Source organism: Yoonia sp. SWMV100, assembly GCF_056108365.1.
On record NZ_JBWBAQ010000002.1, the window covers coordinates 745,409 to 765,995 of the forward strand.

Sequence of the window (20,587 nt, forward strand, 5' to 3'; positions counted from 1 at the left end):
CGCCCCGGTTTTTCACCGGGGCAAACCCTATTCAGGTTTTTTTGCGGTCGTCAACGACGCCCAGTGCCGCAACCCCGGAATTTCCTAATGCGACAGTGGCAAATGGCCCGCCAAGGCACATATTTGCCGGATCTTTGTTATCAAGCGGTGGCGTGGTCGCCAATATGTCCTTAGCGAACACTTCGGCGTTGTCTTTCGGCCGATAGCCCAGATGCGCGGCCTTGCTGTTATCTGCGACGATCCGGTCGTTATTGGATAGCCCCCAGACTTTTGTAAAGCCGACGACCGGGGTATCGATCGACCGCTCAACCAAATGGATAAGATCGTCATAAGACAACCATGTGCCCAAACTGCGGGCGTTGTTAACCTGCGCGCAGGAAAATATCCGCATGCACACCGATTCCACGCCGCGTTTGTCCCAGTAAAGGCTTGCCAGATCTTCGCAAAAGCATTTGGCCAACCCGTAATAGGTGTCCGGCTTGTGCGGGGCATCAAGCCCGATGACGTCCGTTTTGACATGCATCCCAACCGCATGGACAGAACTGGCATAAACCACCCGCCGCACACCTTTGCGATATGCCGCCTCCCAGACGTTATATGCCCCGATGATATTGGACTGTAAGATATCGTCCCATGGTGCCTCGTCACCGATCGCACCAAAATGCACAACCATGTCAGCGCCCTCAAGCACGGACTCCATCGCCGCAAGGTCACCCAAATCAGCCTGCACATATGTCTCGCCGGGATAGGTTTTGCCAATCTCGGCGGCACGGTCGGTCGACACCAGTTCATCGCACATTTTCGTCAAAGGTTCGCGCAAATACGACCCCAATCGGCCAGCAGCCCCGGTCAGAACCAATTTCTTCATGTCTTTTCCTCGTTTATTGCATGACGCATCTGCGCCAGTATCCCGTCTGTTGCTTTTGCCAGCAGCCCCGTATCGGTGCCACAGGCCACAAAGCTAAAGCCATCATTCATCAATCGCGCCGCCATCAGCGGATCGGGCACCAATGTGCCGACCGGCACCCCCATCTCCATCAATTTACGCGCCGCTGGCATGATCCGCGCCCACACATCGTCATGCATCGGTTGACCAATCATGCCCATATCTGCCGAAATATCGGCGGGGCCAAAAAAGACACCGTCAACACCGGGAACCGCACCAATCTCGGCGGCGCGGTCGATTGCGGCGCAGGTTTCGATCTGGATCATGACACAGACCTCGCCCGCCACCTTGTCATAGTAATCTGTTACGCGACCAAAGCGATTGCCGCGTGCCGACCCTGCCACGCCGCGCACGCCTTGCGGTGGATAGCGGGTGGCGGCGATTGCCGCGCGCGCTTCTTCTGCTGTCTGGATCATCGGAAACAAAATGCCCTCTGGCCCTAAATCCAGCAACCGTTTCACCATCACGGCATCATTCCACGGTGTGCGCACGATGGCGGTCGCGTGATAAGGTGCAAGCGCCTGCAACTGCCCCAATGTGGTCAGCATATCACCCGGCGAATGTTCCAGATCGACCACGAGCCAGTCAAATCCGGCCCCTGCGACGACTTCGGCGGCATAGGGACTGGCCAGACTGACCCAAAACCCAACCTGTTTTTCGCCGCCGCGCAACGCCGCCAAAAAGCGGTTAGTTTGCATTTTCATATCACGGCCTTTTCCATAAACTTTTCACCCCTTGTGATCCGGCCAAAACCAAAGGGCGTCAAGTCAAGGCTACGGTAATGGCCATATGTGATCCATTCTGCGACACCGCGTCCCATCGCCGGGGATTGCTGCAAGCCGTGGCCTGAAAACCCGTTCACGAGGATAAAGTTGGTCACCTCTGGATGCGGCCCGACAATCGCGTTCTGATCCAGCGTATTATAGGCATAATGGCCGACCCAGGAATTGCGCAGTTTCACCGCTTCGAATTGGGGAATCCGCGTGGCAATGATCGGCCACACCTTTTCCTCCCAGATTGTGTGATCGGCAACAAAGTCATCATAATCGACCGGCCCGTCGTCTTCTGGCGGGCAGCCAGCCATGTAATAGCGGCCATCGGTACGCACATGCACCCCGGACGGGTCAATCGTCAGGGGCAAATCGCGATCAAGCGGCTGGGCCGCCTCAAATACAAATGTATAACGTTTGCGCGGCTCAACCGGCATGGCGATCCCGGCCATCTGCGCGGTCAATAGCGCACGCGGACCAGACGCATTCACAACCGTACCACAGTTGATCACCTCGCCGGATTGCAGTGTCACGCTCTGCACGCGTTCGCCCGCCGCAGTCTTTGTCATCGCAACGACGGCGTTATGGACATAGTCCACGCCAGCCGCGCGCGCGCGCCGCTTGAACCAATCAAACATCGTGCCGCCGTCGAAGTAACCTTCGTCGACCAGATTGTGGTTGCCCGCAATAATATCATCAAGCTGGTAAAACGGATAGGCCGCTGAAATCTCATCGCGGGTCATGTGCTTTGTGCCAGCCCCGCAGGCTGCCTGCACCTTTTGGCTGTCATGCAATGCGGCTGCAAATTCAGGGGTGTCGGCCAGATACAAATAGCCAAAGCTGTGCAAGGCGATGTGGGGCACGCTGTCGTCGCCGCCCATATACTGACGAAAGTTCTTGATGAAATCAGCACCAAACTGCGAAATCTGAATGTTGATCGGGGCGCTGAACTGCTGCCGGATGCACGAATTTGTATGCGACGTTGACGCAAAGCTATACGTCGGATCACGCTCTACCACCAAGACGGATCCATCAAAATCCGGGTTGTGCGTCAAAAACCACGCGACCGACGCGCCCAGCATCGCACCGCCGACGATCACCACATCATAGTGGTTTTTTTGAGGGGCCTGCATCACTGGATTTCTCCGCGCGCTACTGCGTCCAAAATGGACGCCACGTCAATTTCGGTCAGCCCGTAGTCGTCCACCGCCGCGCGTGCGGAAATATAACCGCGCACTAAATCGCGTTTTACCAACACAGGGTCACGCGCCGACGCCGGACCGTAGCCCGCCCCCCCCGGAAACGCGAGCATGACCCGCTTGCCATCGGGGACGAATTGTTTGCCTTTGCCTTGCATCGCCACACCGTCATCACGCGCAATCGTCGTCGGCGCACCATCCGCACCACCTTGCCGTCCCCGTGCGGGGTGATCCACGCGGTCAAACATTGCGGAAAAATCAAACTCTTGTCCTGCGGCTGCCCCGACCTCGACATATTGCCCCAGTCCGCCGCGGTACTGCCCTGCCCCACCGCTGTCGGGCCGCAGCTCTTTGCGCCAGATAATCACCGGCCCGGTGTGTTCCGTCGCCTCGATCGGCATTGTCATCACACCCGACGGAAATGCGGTCGCATTCAACCCGTCCACAGTTGGCCGCGCCCCTGCGCCACCCGAGTTAAACGTCAACACCTCGGCGCGCCGCCCGCTGTGTCCCGGTACCGGGCGCAAGCTGACTTGGAAATTGCACAGACACCCCGCACCTTCGGCAGGCACCGTTTTGGGCAGTATTTTATCCAGCGCATCATACACCGTGTCCGGGATCATATGGCCGATAATATGGCGCAGCGCGACAGGGGCCGGATGCGGCGCGTTGACGATACTGCCCAGTGGGGCTGTCACCACAAACGGCGCCAGCGACGCAGCATTATTGGGGATCTCCGGCGCAATCGCACATTTCAGCGCATAACAGGCATAGGCCTTTGTATAGACCATCGGCACGTTGATCCCTTTTTTATCAACACCCGATGTGCCGGTAAAATCGCACAGGATGCGGTCCTGTGTAATTTCGAGGCTGACGCGCAAATCAATTGGCGTATCAAATCCGTCAATCGTCATGCCGCCCGATGCGGATTTTCGTGGCAGCGCCGCAATTTTCTCGAGAGTGGCGCGGCGCGAATTTTCCAAGATGAAATGTCCGATCCCGCCCAGTGACGCGATCCCGAATTCGTCCATCATTTCGGACAGGCGGCGCTGACCGATCTCGTTGCAGGTCGCCAGCGCGTAAATATCACCGACCACCTGATCGGGTTCACGCACATTACCCCGTATCAGCCGGATCAGCGTGTCATCGACGCGACCTTTGTCGACGAATTTCATAATCGGGATGTATATTCCTTCTTCGTAAACGCTGGCCGCATCCGCGCCAAATCCACGGCCACCGATGTCCACGACATGGGCGGTGCAAGCAAAAAAACCAACATGTTGACCGTTGTGAAATGACGGGCTGACCACGGTGATGTCGTGCAAATGACCGGTGCCTTCCCAAGGGTCGTTGGTAATATATACGTCACCGATATGGATATTCTCGCGCCCGATACGACGGATGAAATGCGGCACGGCATCGGCCATGGCGTTTACGTGACCGGGGGTACCCGTCACCGCTTGCGCCAACATCAACCCATCGGCGTTGTAGACGCCAGCCGATAGATCACCCGCCTCGCGTACCGATGTGGAAAAGGCGGTCCGGACAAGCGCTTGCGCCTGTTCTTCGACGACCGAAATCAGGCGGTTCCACATGACTTGATTGGCAACATTGCTCATGGCTGGACCTCTGTGATGTCGATGGTGCCGTCTGCGCAAGCAGTGGCGATGCGGCTGGCGGGAACGACAATGGTCGTTTCATCTTCGGTGATCAAAGCGGGGCCAGTGACGGTCTGGCCCGGCCGCATCGACGCCCGCAAGACGATGGCGGCGCGCGAAAACGCACCGCGCATCGGATCAAACAAGTCGCGGTACCCCGCACCCTGTGCCGCAGTGGGCAAAGGGCTGTCTGCCAGCGGATCTACGGCGGCGGATTGCGTTGTGGCATTCACCGCCCAAACGGTAATTTCAACATCCATGCCCGCAACAGTCCGGCCAAACAGTGCCCGATAATCTGCCTCGAATAGGGCCTGAAACGTGGCAGCATCGGGGTTTGCGGCCTGATCGGCGGTCAGGCTGATCGGGATTTCCCACCCCTGCCCGGTATAGCGCATATACACCTTATATTCCGCGGCAATCGGTGCGCTGGCGTCACAGGTCCGCACGAACCCCGTCGCCTCTGTCGCGAGATCCGACAGAATGGATTTGACCGTCTCGGGCAGAAACCCGGACAGCTTCATATAGACACTGCGCGTCGCCTCAAAGCTAAACGGCGCACGCAAAAAACCGATGGCAGAGCCAACGCCAGCCCCGAAAGGCACCAACAGCCGCTTTACGCCCAGCTTTTCGCACAATCGCCCCGCATGCAGCGGGGCCGCGCCGCCGAAGGCAATCATGGTATAATCGGCCAAATCTTCGCCATTCTCGACGGCATGGACACGGGCCGCATTTGCCATGTTTTCATCCACTACCTCGGCCAGACCGTAAGCGGCTGTTTGTGCATCCATATCAAGCGGCGCACCCAGTGTTTGCAAGGCATTTGCCGCCGCATCCGCATGTAGCGGGATCGACCCGCCCGCGAAATGATCCGGGTCGAGCTTGCCCAATATCAAATCCGAGTCCGTCACCGCGGGCCGCGTGCCACCCCGGCCATAACAGGCAGGCCCAGGTTCGGACCCCGCGCTTTCGGGGCCAACCCGAATTTGGCGCAAACTGTCCACATGAGCCAGACTGCCGCCGCCTGCACCGATTTCCACCATGTCAATGACCGGGATCGAAATGGGCATCCCTGATCCTTTTTTGAACCGATAGGTCCGCGCGACTTCGAACACACGTGCGGTTTTGGGCGTTTGATCCTGAATCAGACAAATCTTGGCTGTGGTACCGCCCATGTCAAATGACAGTACTTTTTTCAGGTTAAACCTAGCAGCAATGTTCGCTGCGAACACAGCACCGCCCGCTGGGCCTGATTCCACCAGCCGCACCGGAAACTCTGCCGCGCTTTCCAAACTGATGATCCCGCCACCGGAATGCATCAGGAAAATCGGGCAACTGGCCCCATCTTTGGCCAGACGATCGCGCAATCGGCCTAGGTAGGATTTCATCAACGGCTTGATATAAGCGTTTGCAACGGTGGTATTGAACCGCTCGTATTCGCGCATCTGCGGCGACACCTCGGAAGAAATCGACACCATGACGCCGGGCAATTTTTCGGCCAGCACATCGCGGATCATCTTTTCATGTGCATCGTTCAGATAGGCATGGATCAAGCCAACCGCGATGCTGTCAAAACCCATTGGCGCGATCTGATCGGCCAGTGTCGCAACGGCGGCGCGGTCGAGCGGGATCAGCACATTGCCCTTTGCATCCATTCGTTCCGTGACGGTGAACCGGTACTGGCGCGGCAACAAAGGCTCCGGCAGCGTCAAATTAAGGTCATATTGTTCAAACCGGCTTTCGGTCCGCATTTCGATGACATCGCGGAAACCTTCGGTGGTGATCAGCGCGGTTTTGGCGCCGCGCCGCTCGATCAACGCGTTGGTCGCCAGCGTGGTGCCATGGATGATCTGACTGATATCGTTGGGTGCCACGCCGGCCTTTGCACAGACCTGACGCATGCCATCTATGATCGCGTCTTCGGGCGCGCCATATGTGGTCAGCACCTTGGTAGAATATTGATTTGTGCCAACCTCAAGCACGACATCCGTAAATGTGCCCCCAATGTCGACGCCCAAACGAATGTGATGCTGCATGCGCTGCCCCTTGTTCTATCGGGACAACATTAGACGTGGGATGCCATCACTTCCAATTATTTAATGCGATCAAAAGGATAAGATTTCGCGATCATAGCTTGCCGCGACGGCCGCAGCAGTTGCAGCCGCTTGCCGAACAGGCATCGCAGCCTTTTCCGCATCGTAACGGGCGAAAAAATCCAGCGGAGCAGGGTTCCACCCACAATCGATCCGCATTAATTCACCGGCCTTTATCGCCTTTGCGACCATCGCCGCTGGCAAGGTGGCAACGCCCATTCCGTCCAGTGACATATGCAGGCAGGCAGCTAAGTTGCTCGAGGGTACCAACCGGACGTGCAAATCGCGGCGCTGCGCGAAATGCGCCGCGACCTGGTCGAACAGGCGGGTGTTGCGGGCGTGGGTCAAAATGGGGAATTGCGCCAGTTGATCCAATTTGACGCGCTCTGGCAAGGCCAGCGCCGGCGACGCGACCCAGATCATCGCGGAGGCACCCAACGCGATTTCACCGCTACTTTGCCGACTGAACGGCGCGTTCTGAAGCGCCAGATCAAGTGTCCGCGCAGCAAGCCCCTTTTCGAGGTTCGCGGACAAGTCCACGGTCAATTCCACCGCGAGGCTGGGAAACTGGTCTTTCAAAGCGCGCAGATAATCGCGCAGCCACGTATGCACGATCATCTCGGTCACGCCCAACCGCAAGGTGCCCGCGATCAGCGCCTTTTGGTCCGCCGCCACAACCAAAGCATCACATGCATCCAGCACACGCCGGGCGTAGATCAGGATCTCTTGGCCCTTTTCAGTCAGCCGGACCGACCCGGCATCACGGGTCATCAGCGTCACACCTAATGCGGCCTCAAGCCCTGCAATGCGCGCCGAAATATTTGGTTGCGTGGTATGCAACCGATCCGCCGCCCGCCGAAAGCTTTGCATATCGGCGACCCAAACGAAGGCTTCGAGCTGTTTCAGGTTCAACCGCATCACGTCCCCATTGCGTTAAGACACATCACGAAAAATCGCGTCCTGTCGCAGCATGACCCCGAAAACACGGTGTGTCACTGTCAGTGAAAACCGGAAGCGGGCGTTGCCCATATCGTGATGGCCGACCACCACATGACCGGGATTCATCCAGCGTGGCAACCGCCAGCGGCGCCCCGCGACCTGCACAAAGAAATGGTCGCTTTTGAACAAAAGCGCCTGCGCTGTTGCCTCGATCTGCAGCGCCATACCAATGCCATAGCCAATATATTCTTCCAGCCCGGTCGGTCCGGCAAACCGCTTTGAACTATGCACGACCTGCGGGAAACCCTGTTTGCGCCCGTACTGACGAATCCAAAATTGTCCGTCCGACGCAACATCTTCTGTCACGATGACGGCGGCAGGCCGATTGACACAGCCGCGATCAAACGGAAACGGCGCCCCGACAAGCCGGGCCATTTGCGACAAAACCCACCCCGCACGGTTCATCCGCATGACAGTCACGACGCCCTGATAGGCAGTACTCTCGCCGCCGCGCAACCTTTTGCTGAAACGGGCGCGGACCGCCGCTGGCAACATCGCCCAATCACGCGCGCCTAGCAATTCTTCGAAACGATGGTCGGTGGCGACAGACGCAACTGGCGGGATCACATTGCATTCTTGAAAACGGATGCATTCCATTGTCGGTCTCCTTTGCCACTGCTCTGTGGCTATTTCTCTTTACGGCCTGTTAATCTGAGCAACTTGATCACTTTGTCGCCAAGACCCATCAGGGTAACGAGCTGCGCCTTGGGAACGCGCAACATTTGATCGTACCAACTTGTTGTTGTTGTCAAAAAATCCTGCATCGCATGAAGGCGCGCCAACACAATTGGGTCGCCGTTTTTTTCCGCCTCGGCCAAGGCCACACATTCACGCAGCGCCAGAACGGCAGGATCAACCTCTCGCGTACGGCGCCCTTGGGCAATGCGCATCGCCATCTCCCATACATCGACCTCAGCGACATAATGTTCACGGCGATCCCCCGACAGCGGGACACGCCGGATCAACTGCCACGCGACCAGCTCCTTAAGAGAATTCGACACATTCGAACGCGCTATGCCTAACCTGTCAGAGATTTGTTCAGCATTCATCGGATCCTCGGCCAAGTACAACAAGGCATGGATTTGCGCGACAGAGCGGTTAACCCCCCACTGCCCGCCCATATCACCCCAATACAGGATGAATTGGCCTGCTGCCGTCTCTCCATCTAATTTCATTATTTCTGTCATAACAGAAATATAAGACAGAACATCACGCGCTACAAGTTAAATCATTCTAGAAAGCCGCGCAGCACAATCGGGAAAAGGCGCGACAGATTCCGAATATTTCTGAAACCGGACATGATCGTGTCTCATGCACAACCTCATACTGAGTGCGATGTTGTGTTCTGTCGCTATCATTGTCACCATGACGTTGATTTTGGTGCGACCTGCCGCATCCGAAATCAGGTCTTGCAAAAGTTTGATGGGTTTTCGGGCCTTGTCCGTGATGACAAGCGAAGGATGACGGAATTTTCGACGGTAAAACTGCGCATAACCCCAGCCCGTGACCGTGTGTGTGCCAGCCCATGCCGCTTTGCTGTGCGGGAAATCCCCCAAATACGCCCCAATCCCAGCGCATGCCGGTGCCACTGGGTGACATCTACGCCGATTTTGAAGCCTGTATGGGAAATTTCAAAAAGAAGAATTTTTGCCTTGTGGTCCCCATGTTTGCTTGGCTATACGCGTCCGTGGAGACGTGGCCGAGTGGACGAAGGCGCTCCCCTGCTAAGGGAGTAAACGGGGAACCGTTTCGAGGGTTCGAATCCCTTCGTCTCCGCCACAAATCCCTCTATTCGAGATGTTTGAAAGCCAAAGCCACACGGTTTCTGCGGTTTTGTCATCGGTTGCCCAACATCTGCGCTCAATCCTCCTCCAAGAAATTGTGGGGTAGAACAGATGAACGGCTCACACTTTAAAAACAAGGCCCTAGACAAAAAGCCGGGGCCACATTTTGAACGGCGACTCTCTGCGGCATTCGTCAAGGCCGCGCCGCCCGGGCGGCGTACGGACGGCGGGGGTCTTTATCTGGCAGTTGATCAAACGGGCGCGTGGCGTCGGCTTCTTCGCATAGCTTTCATCGCGACCCGTCTCTCTTGGGACAGCATCGAGCCCTTGATATTCGCGTTCTGGACCAAGAAACGAAAAAATCGGGCGTTTCCGCCCGATTGATACTTTGTGCTTGCAGAATGGCGTTTCTGACCCGCCGAGTGGCCACTAATTGGCAGTCAGAATATAACTGAACTTAGTATTTCATCACGAACATTTCGAATAGCCGCACGAACCGCAGGTCATACAGCCTTCAACCATCCGCAACTCAAAAGACCCACAAGCCCCGCAGGCCTTGCCACGCGGTTTGCTGTTTATGGGTACAATTTCAGCCTGCGGATCCGCTTTCAGCCCCATGCCTTCGCCCGAAAGAAACCCGGTCGCAACCATGTGTTTCTCGATCACGCCGCCGATAGCGGCAAGAATAGAGGGCACGTATTTACCCTGCATCCATGCGCCACCGCGGGGGTCGAACACGGCTTTTAATTCTTCGACGACAAACGACACGTCACCGCCACGCCGGAAGACCGCCGAAATCATCCGGGTTAATGCAACCGTCCAAGCAAAGTGCTCCATGTTTTTCGAGTTGATAAACACTTCGAACGGACGACGGTGACCAGCAATGACCAAGTCGTTGATTGTGATGTAAATCGCGTGCTCTGAATCGGGCCACTTGAGTTTGTATGTCGCGCCATCCAATTCGGTGGGGCGGTCAAGTGGTTCCGACATATAGATAACCTCGGAACCTTCATCGCTTTCGCGTATATGAACGCGTGCGTCGGTTGAAGATGTCGTTTCGGACACAGATAAAACTGACCCGGTCACGTCATTGGGGCGATAGGTCGTGCAACCCTTGCAGCCCTGATCCCACGCGGCCATGTAGACGTCTTTGAAATCATCAAAGCTGATATCTTCGGGGCAATTTATTGTTTTTGAAATCGAACTGTCGATCCATTTTTGGGCGGCCGCCTGCATACGCACGTGATCCAAAGGGGCCAAAGTTTGCGCATTGACAAAATAATCGGGCAGCGGCGCATCATCTTTCAGGTCGCGCCACATTTGCACCGCGTAATCGACCACCTCTTCTTCGGTGCGCGATCCATCCTTTTGCAAAACCTTGCGGGTGTATGCATAGGCAAATACGGGTTCGATTCCAGACGACACATTGCCCGCATAAAGGCTGATCGTCCCTGTTGGCGCAATCGAGGTCAGCAACGCATTTCGTATGCCATATTGACGGATGGCCGCGCGCACATCTTCATCCATGTGTTGCATTGCGCCGCTCGCCAAATACTTGGCTGCGTCGAACAAGGGAAACGCCCCTTTTTCCTTCGCCAAATCCACCGAGGCCAGATATGCGGCGCGCGCAATCGCGTGCATCCATTGGTCGGTCTGACGCGCCGCTTCTTCTGATCCATAGCGCAGGCCAACCATCAACAATGCATCCGCCAAACCTGTCACACCCAAACCGATACGACGCTTTGCGCGCGCCTCTGCAGCTTGCGCCTCGAGCGGGAATCGCGAGGCATCTACGACATTATCCATCATGCGCACTGCCGTCGCGACCAGATCAGTCAGCGCTGCGATATCTAATGCCGCGTCTGAGTCAAAAGGGTTGTTTACCAGCCGTGCCATATTGATTGACCCCAACAGGCACGCGCCGTACGGCGGCAAAGGTTGCTCTCCGCAGGGGTTCGTTGCTGCGATGGTTTCGCAGTAGCTCAGGTTATTCATCTGATTGATACGGTCGATGAAAATCACACCTGGCTCGGCGTGGTTATAGGTGGACTGCATAATCGCGTCCCACAAATCACGCGCCTGTACCGTGCGGTAAACCTGACCATCAAACACCAAGTCCCACGCGCCGTCGGCCTTTACGGCATCCATGAACGGGTCCGTAATCAAGACCGACATGTTAAACATGCGTAGCCGGGCTGCATCGGATTTTGCGGTAATGAACGCCTCGATATCGGGGTGGTCGCAGCGCATCGTCGCCATCATTGCGCCACGGCGTGACCCCGCAGACATGATTGTGCGGCACATCGCGTCCCAGACGTCCATGAACGACAGCGGCCCAGAGGCATCCGCCGCCACCCCTTTGACCGCTGCGCCTTTGGGACGCACCGTGCTAAAGTCATAGCCGATGCCGCCGCCCTGCTGCATCGTCAGCGCAGCCTCTTTCAGCATATCAAAAATACCGCCCATATCGTCGGGCACGGTGCCCATGACAAAGCAGTTGAACAGCGTCACTGACCGGGCTGTCCCCGCCCCTGCCGTGATCCGCCCTGCTGGCAAATATTTGAAATCTGACAGCGCGTCATAGAATTTGCCTTCCCATGCCTTTGGATCGGCTTCGACCGCGGCCAAAGCCTTTGCGATCCGGTGCCAAGTGTCCGTCACGGTAAGGTCAATCGGCGCGCCGCTGGCGTCCTTAAACCGGTATTTCATGTCCCATATTTGTTCGGCAATAGGGGCGGCAAAAGCGGTCATGGGAGGATCCTTGGTTTGGGTCTGCGGCAGCTTTAAGCTGCCGATCATAAGAGGTGCAATATTGAAAGCAAGTGCGCGGACGCTACTTTCAGAATCGTGATAGGCGGTCTATACCGATGCGCACCTACTACATCTAGAGGTAAACAGTGGCAAAATACGTAAATCTAGTAAAGTTGTCGGTTGGCACTGATGATGTGTCCGGGCTGGCAGCATGGCAGGCCAGCGGTCATGCACAGACCGCTGACGGCTACCCGCGACACATAACCCGCATGTGGCCCAAGCGCGAGGCAGAAATACTGAATGGTGGGTCAATTTATTGGGTAATAAAGGGACTGATCCAGTGTCGCCAGCCGATCGTTCGGCTGGACGAAATTATTGGCCATGACGGCATCCGTCGTTGCGCGATTGTTAGCAAGCCTGGCCTGATCAGGGTCGATACAACGCCCAAGCGCGCGTTCCAGGGTTGGCGCTATCTCGCGCCAGCAGACACGCCCGGTGACTTGGCCGACAATCATCAAAACGAAGAGGCCCTCCCCCCGGAGCTTTCGAAAGCTCTGGCAGCGATCGGCGTGCGCTAACCGTCTACTGGATGACGCCCTTGGTTGGGAAACCGCATTGTTCAGCAATTTTTCCGTATGCTGCGGTAAACCCCGACAAGGACGCGCCATAAACGACTTCGCCATCCAACGTGACCCACAGCGTATCACCGTGACGCATGGTTTGAAGCAACCACAGGCTGTCAGCTTCGTGCGCCTGTACCGTCGCGTTCAGAATCCCGTCTTCGTCATAGCCCGCGGTAACGAACCCTTCGGTCACCGTGTCTAAATCAAACTCGAACAACACCCGGTCGCCGTCGTGCATCATCGTGTCATACCCGCGCGGCGCAGTTTCATGCAACGTCGGCGCCGGATAGGAATATGGAGGCAAGACATCGCCATTCGACACCTCAATGCGCAATGTCGGCATACCGTCCCCACCCGTCCATGCCGTGCAGTTCACACGCCAATCTTCGCCGGTATCATAGCTTTCGACAGCGACAGACCAGTCGCGGTAGTCCCAATATTGCCAGTCTGACTGTGCTTCCGCCTGCGCAAAGCCGCCAATCGGCTTTTTTTCCTGCGCGTCCAAAGACAGGGGTAATAGTACAAACAAAGCAATCGCATATCTCATAATCGGCCCAACCTAAATGAATTTGGTCTGGGTTGTAGCCGCACTTATTGACCAAAATAAGAATTGGCCGCGCCTAAATCGCTAAAATCCGCTGCAACTCTTTCAGCGTCTGACGCTGGGCATCTGTCCAATCCCTGCGACGGCCCCGAAACAGCGTCGCCTGAGACGCGTGGATCAACCCGTCACTTAAGATTTTGAGCCCGTTCGCGCGCAGCGTCTCGCCGGTGGACGTGATATCGGCGATTGCTTCGGCGGTCTCGTTTTTGACGGTTCCTTCGGTGGCACCTTGGCTATCAATCAACTGATAATCCGCGACGCCGTTTTCGCGCAGAAATTCCCGCACCAGCCGGTGATACTTTGTCGCGATCCGCATCCGAAAACCGTGTTTCGCCCGAAACGCGGCGGCCGCCGAATCAAGGTCGTCCAGTGTATCGACATCGACCCAGCCTTGCGGAACCGCAATGATCAGGTCAGCGCCGCCAAATCCCATCAACGCAAGTTCGCCGACCTGACTGTCCCAGTTCGCCAGCTTTTCACGCACCAAATCGGACCCGGTCACACCCAGATGAATATTTCCAGCAGCCAATTCCCGCGGAATTTCGCCAGCAGATAGCAACACCAGCTCTACCCCGTCGATACCGGTGACTTCACCCGCATATTCCCGTTCAGATCCAGACTTGCGCAGTGTCACACCACGTGCGCCGAACCAGTCAAACGTCTTTTCCATCAACCGCCCTTTGGACGGCACACCCAGCTTAAGCATCACGCACCCCCAGTGCCAAATCAGGTCGGATGACACCGCCCACAGCAGGCACAGCACGCCCTTTTCCCAGCCGAGAGGTCAGCGCATCATAACGGCCACCCGTCGCAACCGGGGGCAAATCAGGGCGATCTGTGGCGTAAAAACCGAAAACAAACCCATCGTAATATTCAAGCGACGTGCGGCCATAACTGCCCTCGAACTCCAGCTTATCCACATCCACACCGCGCGCATCCAACGCCGCAACCCGCGATTCCATGCGGACGACAGCATGGCCAATCGCAGGCATATCCACCGCGATATCGCGCAGGTGGCTAAGTACATTTGGCGTTGTTTCGCGCAAATCCAGAATCGCGTCGATCAGCATCACTTCGTCGGCAGAAATCGGCGGCTGTGCTGCGTCATCGCGCAGCGCCTTGATGCGGGCGGCAACCTCGTCACGGCTCCGCAATCCGATCTCTTGCCCGACATCAGCAAACGGGTCGCTAGCCGCCAGCAAAGCCGCACGCACAGGCGGCATCTTGTCCGATGCATAGCGTTTTAGCAGGGCCTTAAAACGACCGGGTCGCCAGATGTGCCGTAACAACGCGGCCTTGCGGGCATCCGTCGTCCTTAAACCGCGCACGGCAGCCGTCAAAATTCCGATATCACCCGTTGCGGCGCGCACGCGCAAACCAGCCAAGCCGTCGGCAATCGCCGCGAAAACTTCGGCATCGGCGGCCGCAGGATTTTGTCCGTCAAAAACTTCGTAGCCGACCTGCACATATTCATTGGCGCGCGTTTCATCGGTTTCTTGCTTACGAAACACCTTGCCGGAATACGTATAACGGGCCGGATCAGCCTGACTGTCCATATGCATCTGCACAACAGGAACCGTGAAATCCGGACGCAAAACCATTTCGCCGCGCAGCGGATCAGAGGTGAGATAAGCCCGCGCACGGATGTCTTCGCCATAAAGATCCAGCAGCGTATCCGCCGATTGCAGCACATCCGCCTTGACAACCTGCGCACCGCGGGCGGCAAACAGATCACGCAGGCGCCGGGCCTCGGCGCGGGTCTCGGGGGTATTGGGCATCAGTCCTGTCCGTCCAAAATCGCCTGAACCTTTGCCACCATATCGGCGCGCGGCACCGCGTATTGGCTCGGGCGGTCTTTCCATTCCTCAAGGGTTGCGTCCTTGGCGATTTCGGCGCCAAGGATCAAATCCTTGATCTGCACCATTCCCGCATCAAATTCGTCCCCGCCTGCAATAATCGCGACCGGAGACTGGCGTTTATCGGCGTATTTCAATTGGTTACCAAAGTTTTTGGGGTTGCCCAAATACACTTCTGCGCGGATGCCGGCGTTGCGCAGGTCTGCGACCATTCCCTGATATTCGGCCATCCGGTCACGGTCCATGACCGTCACCACAACAGGGCCTGCCATCACGGTATCCAAACGGCCCTTGGCACGCAGCGCGGCCAGCAACCTGTCCACCCCAATCGACACGCCCGTCGCGGGTACTTCTTGCCCGGTAAAGCGTTTGACCAGATCATCATACCGCCCGCCCCCGGCGACCGACCCGAACCGCTGCGGGCGGCCTTTGTCGTCGGTCACTTCGAAGGTCAATTCCGCCTCGAACACGGGGCCGGTATAATACCCAAGTCCGCGCACGACAGAGGGGTCAATCTCAATCTGTTCAGAACTGTAGCCACCAGCCGCCAATAGCTGGGCAATTGTCTCAAGCTCATCGACACCTTCGGCACCAACCTTTGACCCCGCAACAATTTCGCGCAGGCGCGCCACTGTCGCAGCACCATTATCGCGCTTGGCGCTCATAAAACCCATGACAACCTCGGCCTGCGCATCCGTCAGACCTGCACCTTTGGTAAAATCACCGCTGTCGTCCTTGCGGCCCGCGCCCAGCAGCGCGCGTACACCGTCCACGCCAAGCCGGTCCAGCTTGTCGATGGCGCGCAGGACAATCCCGCGCTCGGCCTCTTTGTCGTCGCCAGACAGACCCGCAACCTCTAGCACACCGTTCAGCACCTTGCGGTTATTGACGCGGACCACGTAGTCGCCGCGCGGAATACCCACGACCTCAAGCGTATCGGCCAGCATCGCGCAAATCTCGGCGTCGGCGGCGACGCTGGACGCACCAACCGTATCGGCATCACATTGGTAAAACTGGCGGAACCGACCGGGACCGGGTTTTTCATTGCGCCACACCGGACCCATCGCATAGCGACGGTATGGTGACGGCAAATCATTGCGGTATTGCGCGGCAACCCGTGCCAACGGGGCAGTCAGGTCATACCGTAACGCCAGCCAGTCATTGTCTTCTTCCCACGCGAACACACCTTCATTCGGGCGGTCGACATCAGGCAAGAATTTGCCCAGCGCCTCGACGGTTTCCACAGCCGAGGTTTCCAACGCGTCAAAGCCATAGCGATGGTAGACACCCGCGATCTTGGACAGCATCGCATTGCGCTCTGCGACCTCTGCACCAAAATAGTCACGGAACCCTTTTGGGGTCTGCGCCTTGGGACGGGGCTGTTTTTTCTCTTTGGCCATATCGGTTCTGCCTTCGCTGGTCTGTGATGCCGTTTAGCGCGGCTCGTTCACGGGAGCAATGCAGTGATCAAAAAACCCGCTCTGCGTTCGCATTTCGCTAAATAATCAAAACGGGCCACAGGCCGCACTATGCAGGACCGACCCGATCCGCTAAAGACTGCCCATGACCGACACCTTGCATCTTGAAGAACAACTTGCCCATTTGACCCGCACCGTCGATGACCTGTCGGATATTGTCGCGCGTCAGGAAAAAGAGCTGGCGCTGATGACGCGACGTTTGGCGATGCTGATGGAGCGCGAAGCCTCTCGCGAATTCGACGCAGGCGGATCCGTGCCTTTAGCAGACCAGCGCCCGCCGCACTGGTAGCACGCTCAAGCGTCTTCGACCTCGATCACCCCCGTGAGGCTGCGCAATGCGCCTTTGATTTGTGGATTCACGGGGAATTCTTCGCCCAAATCAATTTCGACCTCTCCGGGCAGATCGCTGTGCATCAGGTTAAAAAAGACCGGCCCCCTGCCCGCGCGCACACCATCATTTGCCGCATTGGCAAGAATCGTGGCCACGGATGCAATAGCATCAGGCGTGTCGATAAACACGCGCAGCCCAGCACCGCCCACATCGGCAACAACAGCATCAATCGGCGACACCGACCTGCCCAGCAGCTTTAGCTGGTCGCTTTCCATCGTCGCCTCGCAGCTGATGACAACCTGACTGCCGGTTTCAAGGTAATCGCGCGCCAGTTCCAATACGTCAGAAAACAACGTGACCTCGTATTGTCCTGTCGGATCAGATAATTGCGCAAAGGCGAACCGGTTGCCACGGGCGGATTTGCGTTCCTGTCTGCCAGACACTGTGCCCGCCATTTTCACCACGCACGCGCCCCGTTCGGCCCGTGCGATCACCTCGTCCAGCGTCATCACCTGCTTGCGCTTCAGCGCGCCCATGTAGTCATCAAGCGGGTGGCCCGACAGGTAGAACCCGATCGCCTTGAATTCCTCGGCCAGTCTTTCTGCGGGCAACCAGTCGTCGCCAGCGGCAAGGCGCGGTTCGGGTAAATCATCGCCTGCTTCCCCAAACAGCGACACTTGGTTCGATCCTTTTTGGTCATGGATCGCCGCAGAATATCCCGATAGCGCATCAAGGCTGGCCATAACCTTGCGCCGGTTCCTGTCCAACACGTCAAACGCGCCCGCACGTGCAAGCATTTCCAACGGGCGTTTGCCGATCCGCTTCAAATCACAACGACGGGCAAAATCGAAAAGGTTGACAAATTCGCGGTCGCCGCGCCCTTCGACGATCAGCTTCATCGCCTCGACACCGACATTTTTCAACGCGCCCAGCGCATAGACCAATTTGCCTTCGAACACATCAAAGGTCGCTTGCGACCGGTTCACGCAAGGCGGCGTGTAGGCGATACCCAGCCCCTTTTTGACTTCTTGGAAATAGACCCCCAATTTGTCGGTCAGATGGATATCGCAATTCATCACCCCGGCCATGAATTCGACCGGATGGTTCGCCTTTAGCCATGCTGTTTGGTAAGATACGACCGCATAGGCCGCCGCGTGCGATTTGTTGAAACCATAGTTGGCGAATTTTTCCAAAAGGTCGAAAACTTCAGAGGCCTTTTTCTTATCAACTCCGTTTTCCATCGCCCCTTTTTCAAATTTGGGACGTTCCTTGGCCATTTCCTCGGCGATCTTTTTACCCATCGCGCGGCGCAAAAGGTCGGCGCCACCCAGACTGTAGCCCGCCATGACCTGTGCGATCTGCATCACCTGTTCCTGGTAAACAATAATGCCTTGGGTTTCTGCCAACAAATGGTCGATCGACGGGTGGACCGATTCAATTTCTTTCAGCCCGTTCTTGACCTCACAATAGGTCGGGATGTTTTCCATCGGGCCGGGGCGGTACAGCGCCACCAAGGCGACGATGTCTTCGATACAGGTGGGTTTCATGCGCTTAAGCGCGTCCATCATGCCGCTGGATTCCACCTGAAACACGGCGACGGTCTTTGCGCTGGCGTAGAGCTTGTAAGAGGCTTCATCATCCAGCGGGATCGCGCCGATGTCATATTCGCACCCTGCCGGCGGTTGATACAGTTCCGTCCCATCAGCGGCAACATTCAACGTGCGACCGGTCTTTTTGACCAGTTCCACAGCATTCTGGATCACCGTCAGCGTTTTAAGACCCAAAAAGTCGAATTTCACCAACCCGGCCTGTTCGACCCATTTCATGTTGAATTGGGTCGCGGGCATATCGGATCGGGGATCTTGGTAGAGCGGGACCAATTCATCCAATGGGCGGTCGCCGATCACCACCCCCGCCGCGTGGGTCGATGCGTTCCGCAACAGGCCTTCGACCTGCTGGGCATAGCGCAGCAAACGTTCGACGACCTCTTCGTTCTTGGCTTCTTCGCGCAGGCGCGGCTCGTCTGCCAGCGCCTTTTCGATGGACACAGGTTTGACCCCTTCGACCGGGATCATCTTGGACAGACGGTCCACCTGCCCATACGACATTTGCAAAACACGGCCCACGTCACGCACGGCGGCCTTGGACAAAAGCGCACCAAACGTGATGATCTGACCGACCTTGTCGCGCCCGTATTTGTCTTGCACATAGCGGATCACCTCTTCGCGGCGATCCATGCAAAAATCGATATCGAAATCGGGCATCGACACCCGTTCAGGGTTCAGGAACCGTTCGAACAGCAAGGAATAGCGCAAGGGATCAAGGTCGGTAATCAGCAGTGCATAAGCCACCAGCGACCCCGCACCTGACCCACGCCCCGGCCCGACCGGGATGCCGTTATCCTTGGACCATTTGATAAAATCGGCAACGATCAGGAAATACCCCGGAAATCCCATGCCTTCGATGATGCTCAGTTCGAACTCCAGCCGCTTTTCATATTCAGCAACTTCGGCGGCATGGGGAATAATCGCCAAACGCGCCTTAAGGCCTGCCTCGGCTTGCCTACGCAACTCCGCGACCTCGTCGTCGGCAAATTTGGGCAGGATCGGGTCGCGCTTGTAGGTTTTGAATGCACACCGTTTTGCGATCTCGACGGTATTTTGCGTGGCTTCCGGCAGATCGGCAAACAGCGTCACCATCTCTTGTGGCGACTTGAAATAATGCTGCGGTGTCAGGCGGCGGCGTGGTTCTTGTTGGTCGACATAGGCCCCGTCTGCAATACACAACAGCGCATCATGTGCCTCGTACAATGCGGATTTCGGGAAATAGACGTCATTTGTGGCCACCAGAGGCAGCCCCTTTGCATAGGCCATCTCGATAAAACCGCGTTCGGACAGGCGTTCCGCCTCTGGAAGGCCGCCGTCTTCGGGGTGGCGTTGCAATTCCACATAAAGCCGGTCGGGATATGTAACGGCCAGACGGTCCATCAAGGCTTCGGCCTTGGGGCGTTGTCCTTGGCGCAACAACCGCCCCACCGGGCCGTCAGGACCACCCGACAGACAGATCAGACCGTCATGGTACCGCGCCAGATCATCCAAGCTCACCTGCGGCAATTGCCCGCCTGCGTCCAGATAAAGACATGAATTCAGCTTCATCAAATTCATATAGCCCGCTTCGGACTGCGCCAGCAGGACAATCGGTGCCGGATTTTCGGGGCGCTTGCCCGGCTCTGGCGTTGTGAAGCAAAGATCAACCTGACAGCCGACAATCGGCTGCACACCCGCCTTTGACGCGCCCTCGGAAAATTCGAGCGCACAGAACATGTTGTTGCTGTCCGTGACGGCAACCGCAGGCATATCCATCGCTGCCGCCATGCCGGGCAGCTTTTTCACGGGAATTGCGCCTTCCAATAACGAATATTCGGTATGGACGCGCAGGTGAATGAATCGGAGATCAGGTGTCATCGGGCCAAACTATCTGATGCGCGGCCGCGCACAA

General features: G+C 57.0%; 16 protein-coding genes and 1 tRNA gene. 3 read left to right on the forward strand and 14 right to left on the reverse strand.

Annotation, left to right across the window (positions count from 1 at the left end):
* Nucleotides 1-31 precede the first annotated feature (31 nt).
* The 8 genes from ACXJGX_RS03815 to ACXJGX_RS03850 form a co-directional block, all read right to left on the reverse strand.
* Nucleotides 32-868 carry an NAD-dependent epimerase/dehydratase family protein gene (locus ACXJGX_RS03815; protein WP_474778805.1) on the reverse strand — a complete coding sequence of 279 codons (837 nt, stop codon included), beginning with the start codon at nt 866-868 and terminating at the stop codon, nt 32-34.
* Nucleotides 865-1,650: an HpcH/HpaI aldolase family protein gene (locus tag ACXJGX_RS03820; RefSeq protein ID WP_474778806.1), complete on the reverse strand. Its 786-nt coding sequence runs from the start codon at nt 1,648-1,650 to the stop codon at nt 865-867. The genes ACXJGX_RS03815 and ACXJGX_RS03820 overlap by 4 nt, the downstream gene beginning before the upstream one ends.
* Nucleotides 1,647-2,849: an NAD(P)/FAD-dependent oxidoreductase gene (locus ACXJGX_RS03825; protein ID WP_474778807.1), complete on the reverse strand. Its 1,203-nt coding sequence runs from the start codon at nt 2,847-2,849 to the stop codon at nt 1,647-1,649. The genes ACXJGX_RS03820 and ACXJGX_RS03825 overlap by 4 nt, the downstream gene beginning before the upstream one ends.
* Entirely contained in the window at nt 2,849-4,534 is a 1,686-nt protein-coding gene (locus tag ACXJGX_RS03830; RefSeq protein WP_474778808.1) for a hydantoinase B/oxoprolinase family protein, read from the reverse strand. The genes ACXJGX_RS03825 and ACXJGX_RS03830 overlap by 1 nt, the downstream gene beginning before the upstream one ends.
* Nucleotides 4,531-6,606, reverse strand: a complete 2,076-nt coding sequence (locus ACXJGX_RS03835; RefSeq protein WP_474778809.1) for a hydantoinase/oxoprolinase family protein — start codon at nt 6,604-6,606, stop codon at nt 4,531-4,533. The genes ACXJGX_RS03830 and ACXJGX_RS03835 overlap by 4 nt, the downstream gene beginning before the upstream one ends.
* A 69-nt stretch (nt 6,607-6,675) precedes the next feature.
* A complete protein-coding gene (locus ACXJGX_RS03840) occupies nt 6,676-7,581 on the reverse strand; it encodes a LysR family transcriptional regulator (RefSeq protein ID WP_474778810.1) in 906 nt (301 codons plus the stop codon).
* 15 nt (nt 7,582-7,596) lie between these two features.
* On the reverse strand, nt 7,597-8,259 hold the full coding sequence (locus ACXJGX_RS03845; RefSeq protein WP_474778811.1) for a DUF4166 domain-containing protein: 663 nt from the start codon (nt 8,257-8,259) through the stop codon (nt 7,597-7,599).
* 29 nt (nt 8,260-8,288) lie between these two features.
* Nucleotides 8,289-8,837 carry a GbsR/MarR family transcriptional regulator gene (locus tag ACXJGX_RS03850; RefSeq protein ID WP_474778812.1) on the reverse strand — a complete coding sequence of 183 codons (549 nt, stop codon included), beginning with the start codon at nt 8,835-8,837 and terminating at the stop codon, nt 8,289-8,291.
* 514 nt (nt 8,838-9,351) lie between these two features.
* Here ACXJGX_RS03850 and ACXJGX_RS03855 point away from each other — a divergent pair.
* A tRNA-Ser gene (locus ACXJGX_RS03855) sits at nt 9,352-9,441 on the forward strand.
* Between the two features lie 473 nt (nt 9,442-9,914).
* Here ACXJGX_RS03855 and ACXJGX_RS03860 read toward each other — a convergent pair.
* Nucleotides 9,915-12,197, reverse strand: a complete 2,283-nt coding sequence (locus ACXJGX_RS03860) for an adenosylcobalamin-dependent ribonucleoside-diphosphate reductase (protein WP_474778813.1) — start codon at nt 12,195-12,197, stop codon at nt 9,915-9,917.
* Between the two features lie 146 nt (nt 12,198-12,343).
* Here ACXJGX_RS03860 and ACXJGX_RS03865 point away from each other — a divergent pair, with 146 nt between their 5' ends.
* Nucleotides 12,344-12,775: a DUF1489 family protein gene (locus tag ACXJGX_RS03865; protein WP_474778814.1), complete on the forward strand. Its 432-nt coding sequence runs from the start codon at nt 12,344-12,346 to the stop codon at nt 12,773-12,775.
* Nucleotides 12,776-12,779: 4 nt separating this feature from the next.
* Here the strand turns inward: ACXJGX_RS03865 and ACXJGX_RS03870 are convergent, their stop codons facing one another.
* The 4 genes from ACXJGX_RS03870 to hisS all read right to left on the reverse strand — a co-directional run bounded on the left by ACXJGX_RS03870 (nt 12,780) and on the right by hisS (nt 16,680).
* Nucleotides 12,780-13,367, reverse strand: coding sequence for a hypothetical protein (locus tag ACXJGX_RS03870; protein WP_474778815.1), 588 nt, complete (start codon nt 13,365-13,367; stop codon nt 12,780-12,782).
* Nucleotides 13,368-13,440: 73 nt separating this feature from the next.
* Nucleotides 13,441-14,133: an ATP phosphoribosyltransferase gene (gene hisG, locus ACXJGX_RS03875; RefSeq protein WP_474778816.1), complete on the reverse strand. Its 693-nt coding sequence runs from the start codon at nt 14,131-14,133 to the stop codon at nt 13,441-13,443.
* Nucleotides 14,123-15,202, reverse strand: a complete 1,080-nt coding sequence (locus ACXJGX_RS03880) for an ATP phosphoribosyltransferase regulatory subunit (RefSeq protein WP_474778817.1) — start codon at nt 15,200-15,202, stop codon at nt 14,123-14,125. Before ACXJGX_RS03880 ends, hisG begins: the two co-directional genes overlap by 11 nt.
* Nucleotides 15,202-16,680 carry a histidine--tRNA ligase gene (gene hisS / locus ACXJGX_RS03885; RefSeq protein ID WP_474778818.1) on the reverse strand — a complete coding sequence of 493 codons (1,479 nt, stop codon included), beginning with the start codon at nt 16,678-16,680 and terminating at the stop codon, nt 15,202-15,204. The genes ACXJGX_RS03880 and hisS overlap by 1 nt, the downstream gene beginning before the upstream one ends.
* Nucleotides 16,681-16,843: 163 nt before the next feature.
* Here hisS and ACXJGX_RS03890 point away from each other — a divergent pair, with 163 nt between their 5' ends.
* On the forward strand, nt 16,844-17,047 hold the full coding sequence (locus ACXJGX_RS03890) for a SlyX family protein (RefSeq protein WP_474778819.1): 204 nt from the start codon (nt 16,844-16,846) through the stop codon (nt 17,045-17,047).
* Nucleotides 17,048-17,052: 5 nt separating this feature from the next.
* Here the strand turns inward: ACXJGX_RS03890 and dnaE are convergent, their stop codons facing one another.
* Nucleotides 17,053-20,553, reverse strand: coding sequence for a DNA polymerase III subunit alpha (gene dnaE / locus ACXJGX_RS03895; RefSeq protein WP_474778820.1), 3,501 nt, complete (start codon nt 20,551-20,553; stop codon nt 17,053-17,055).
* Nucleotides 20,554-20,587 lie beyond the last annotated feature (34 nt).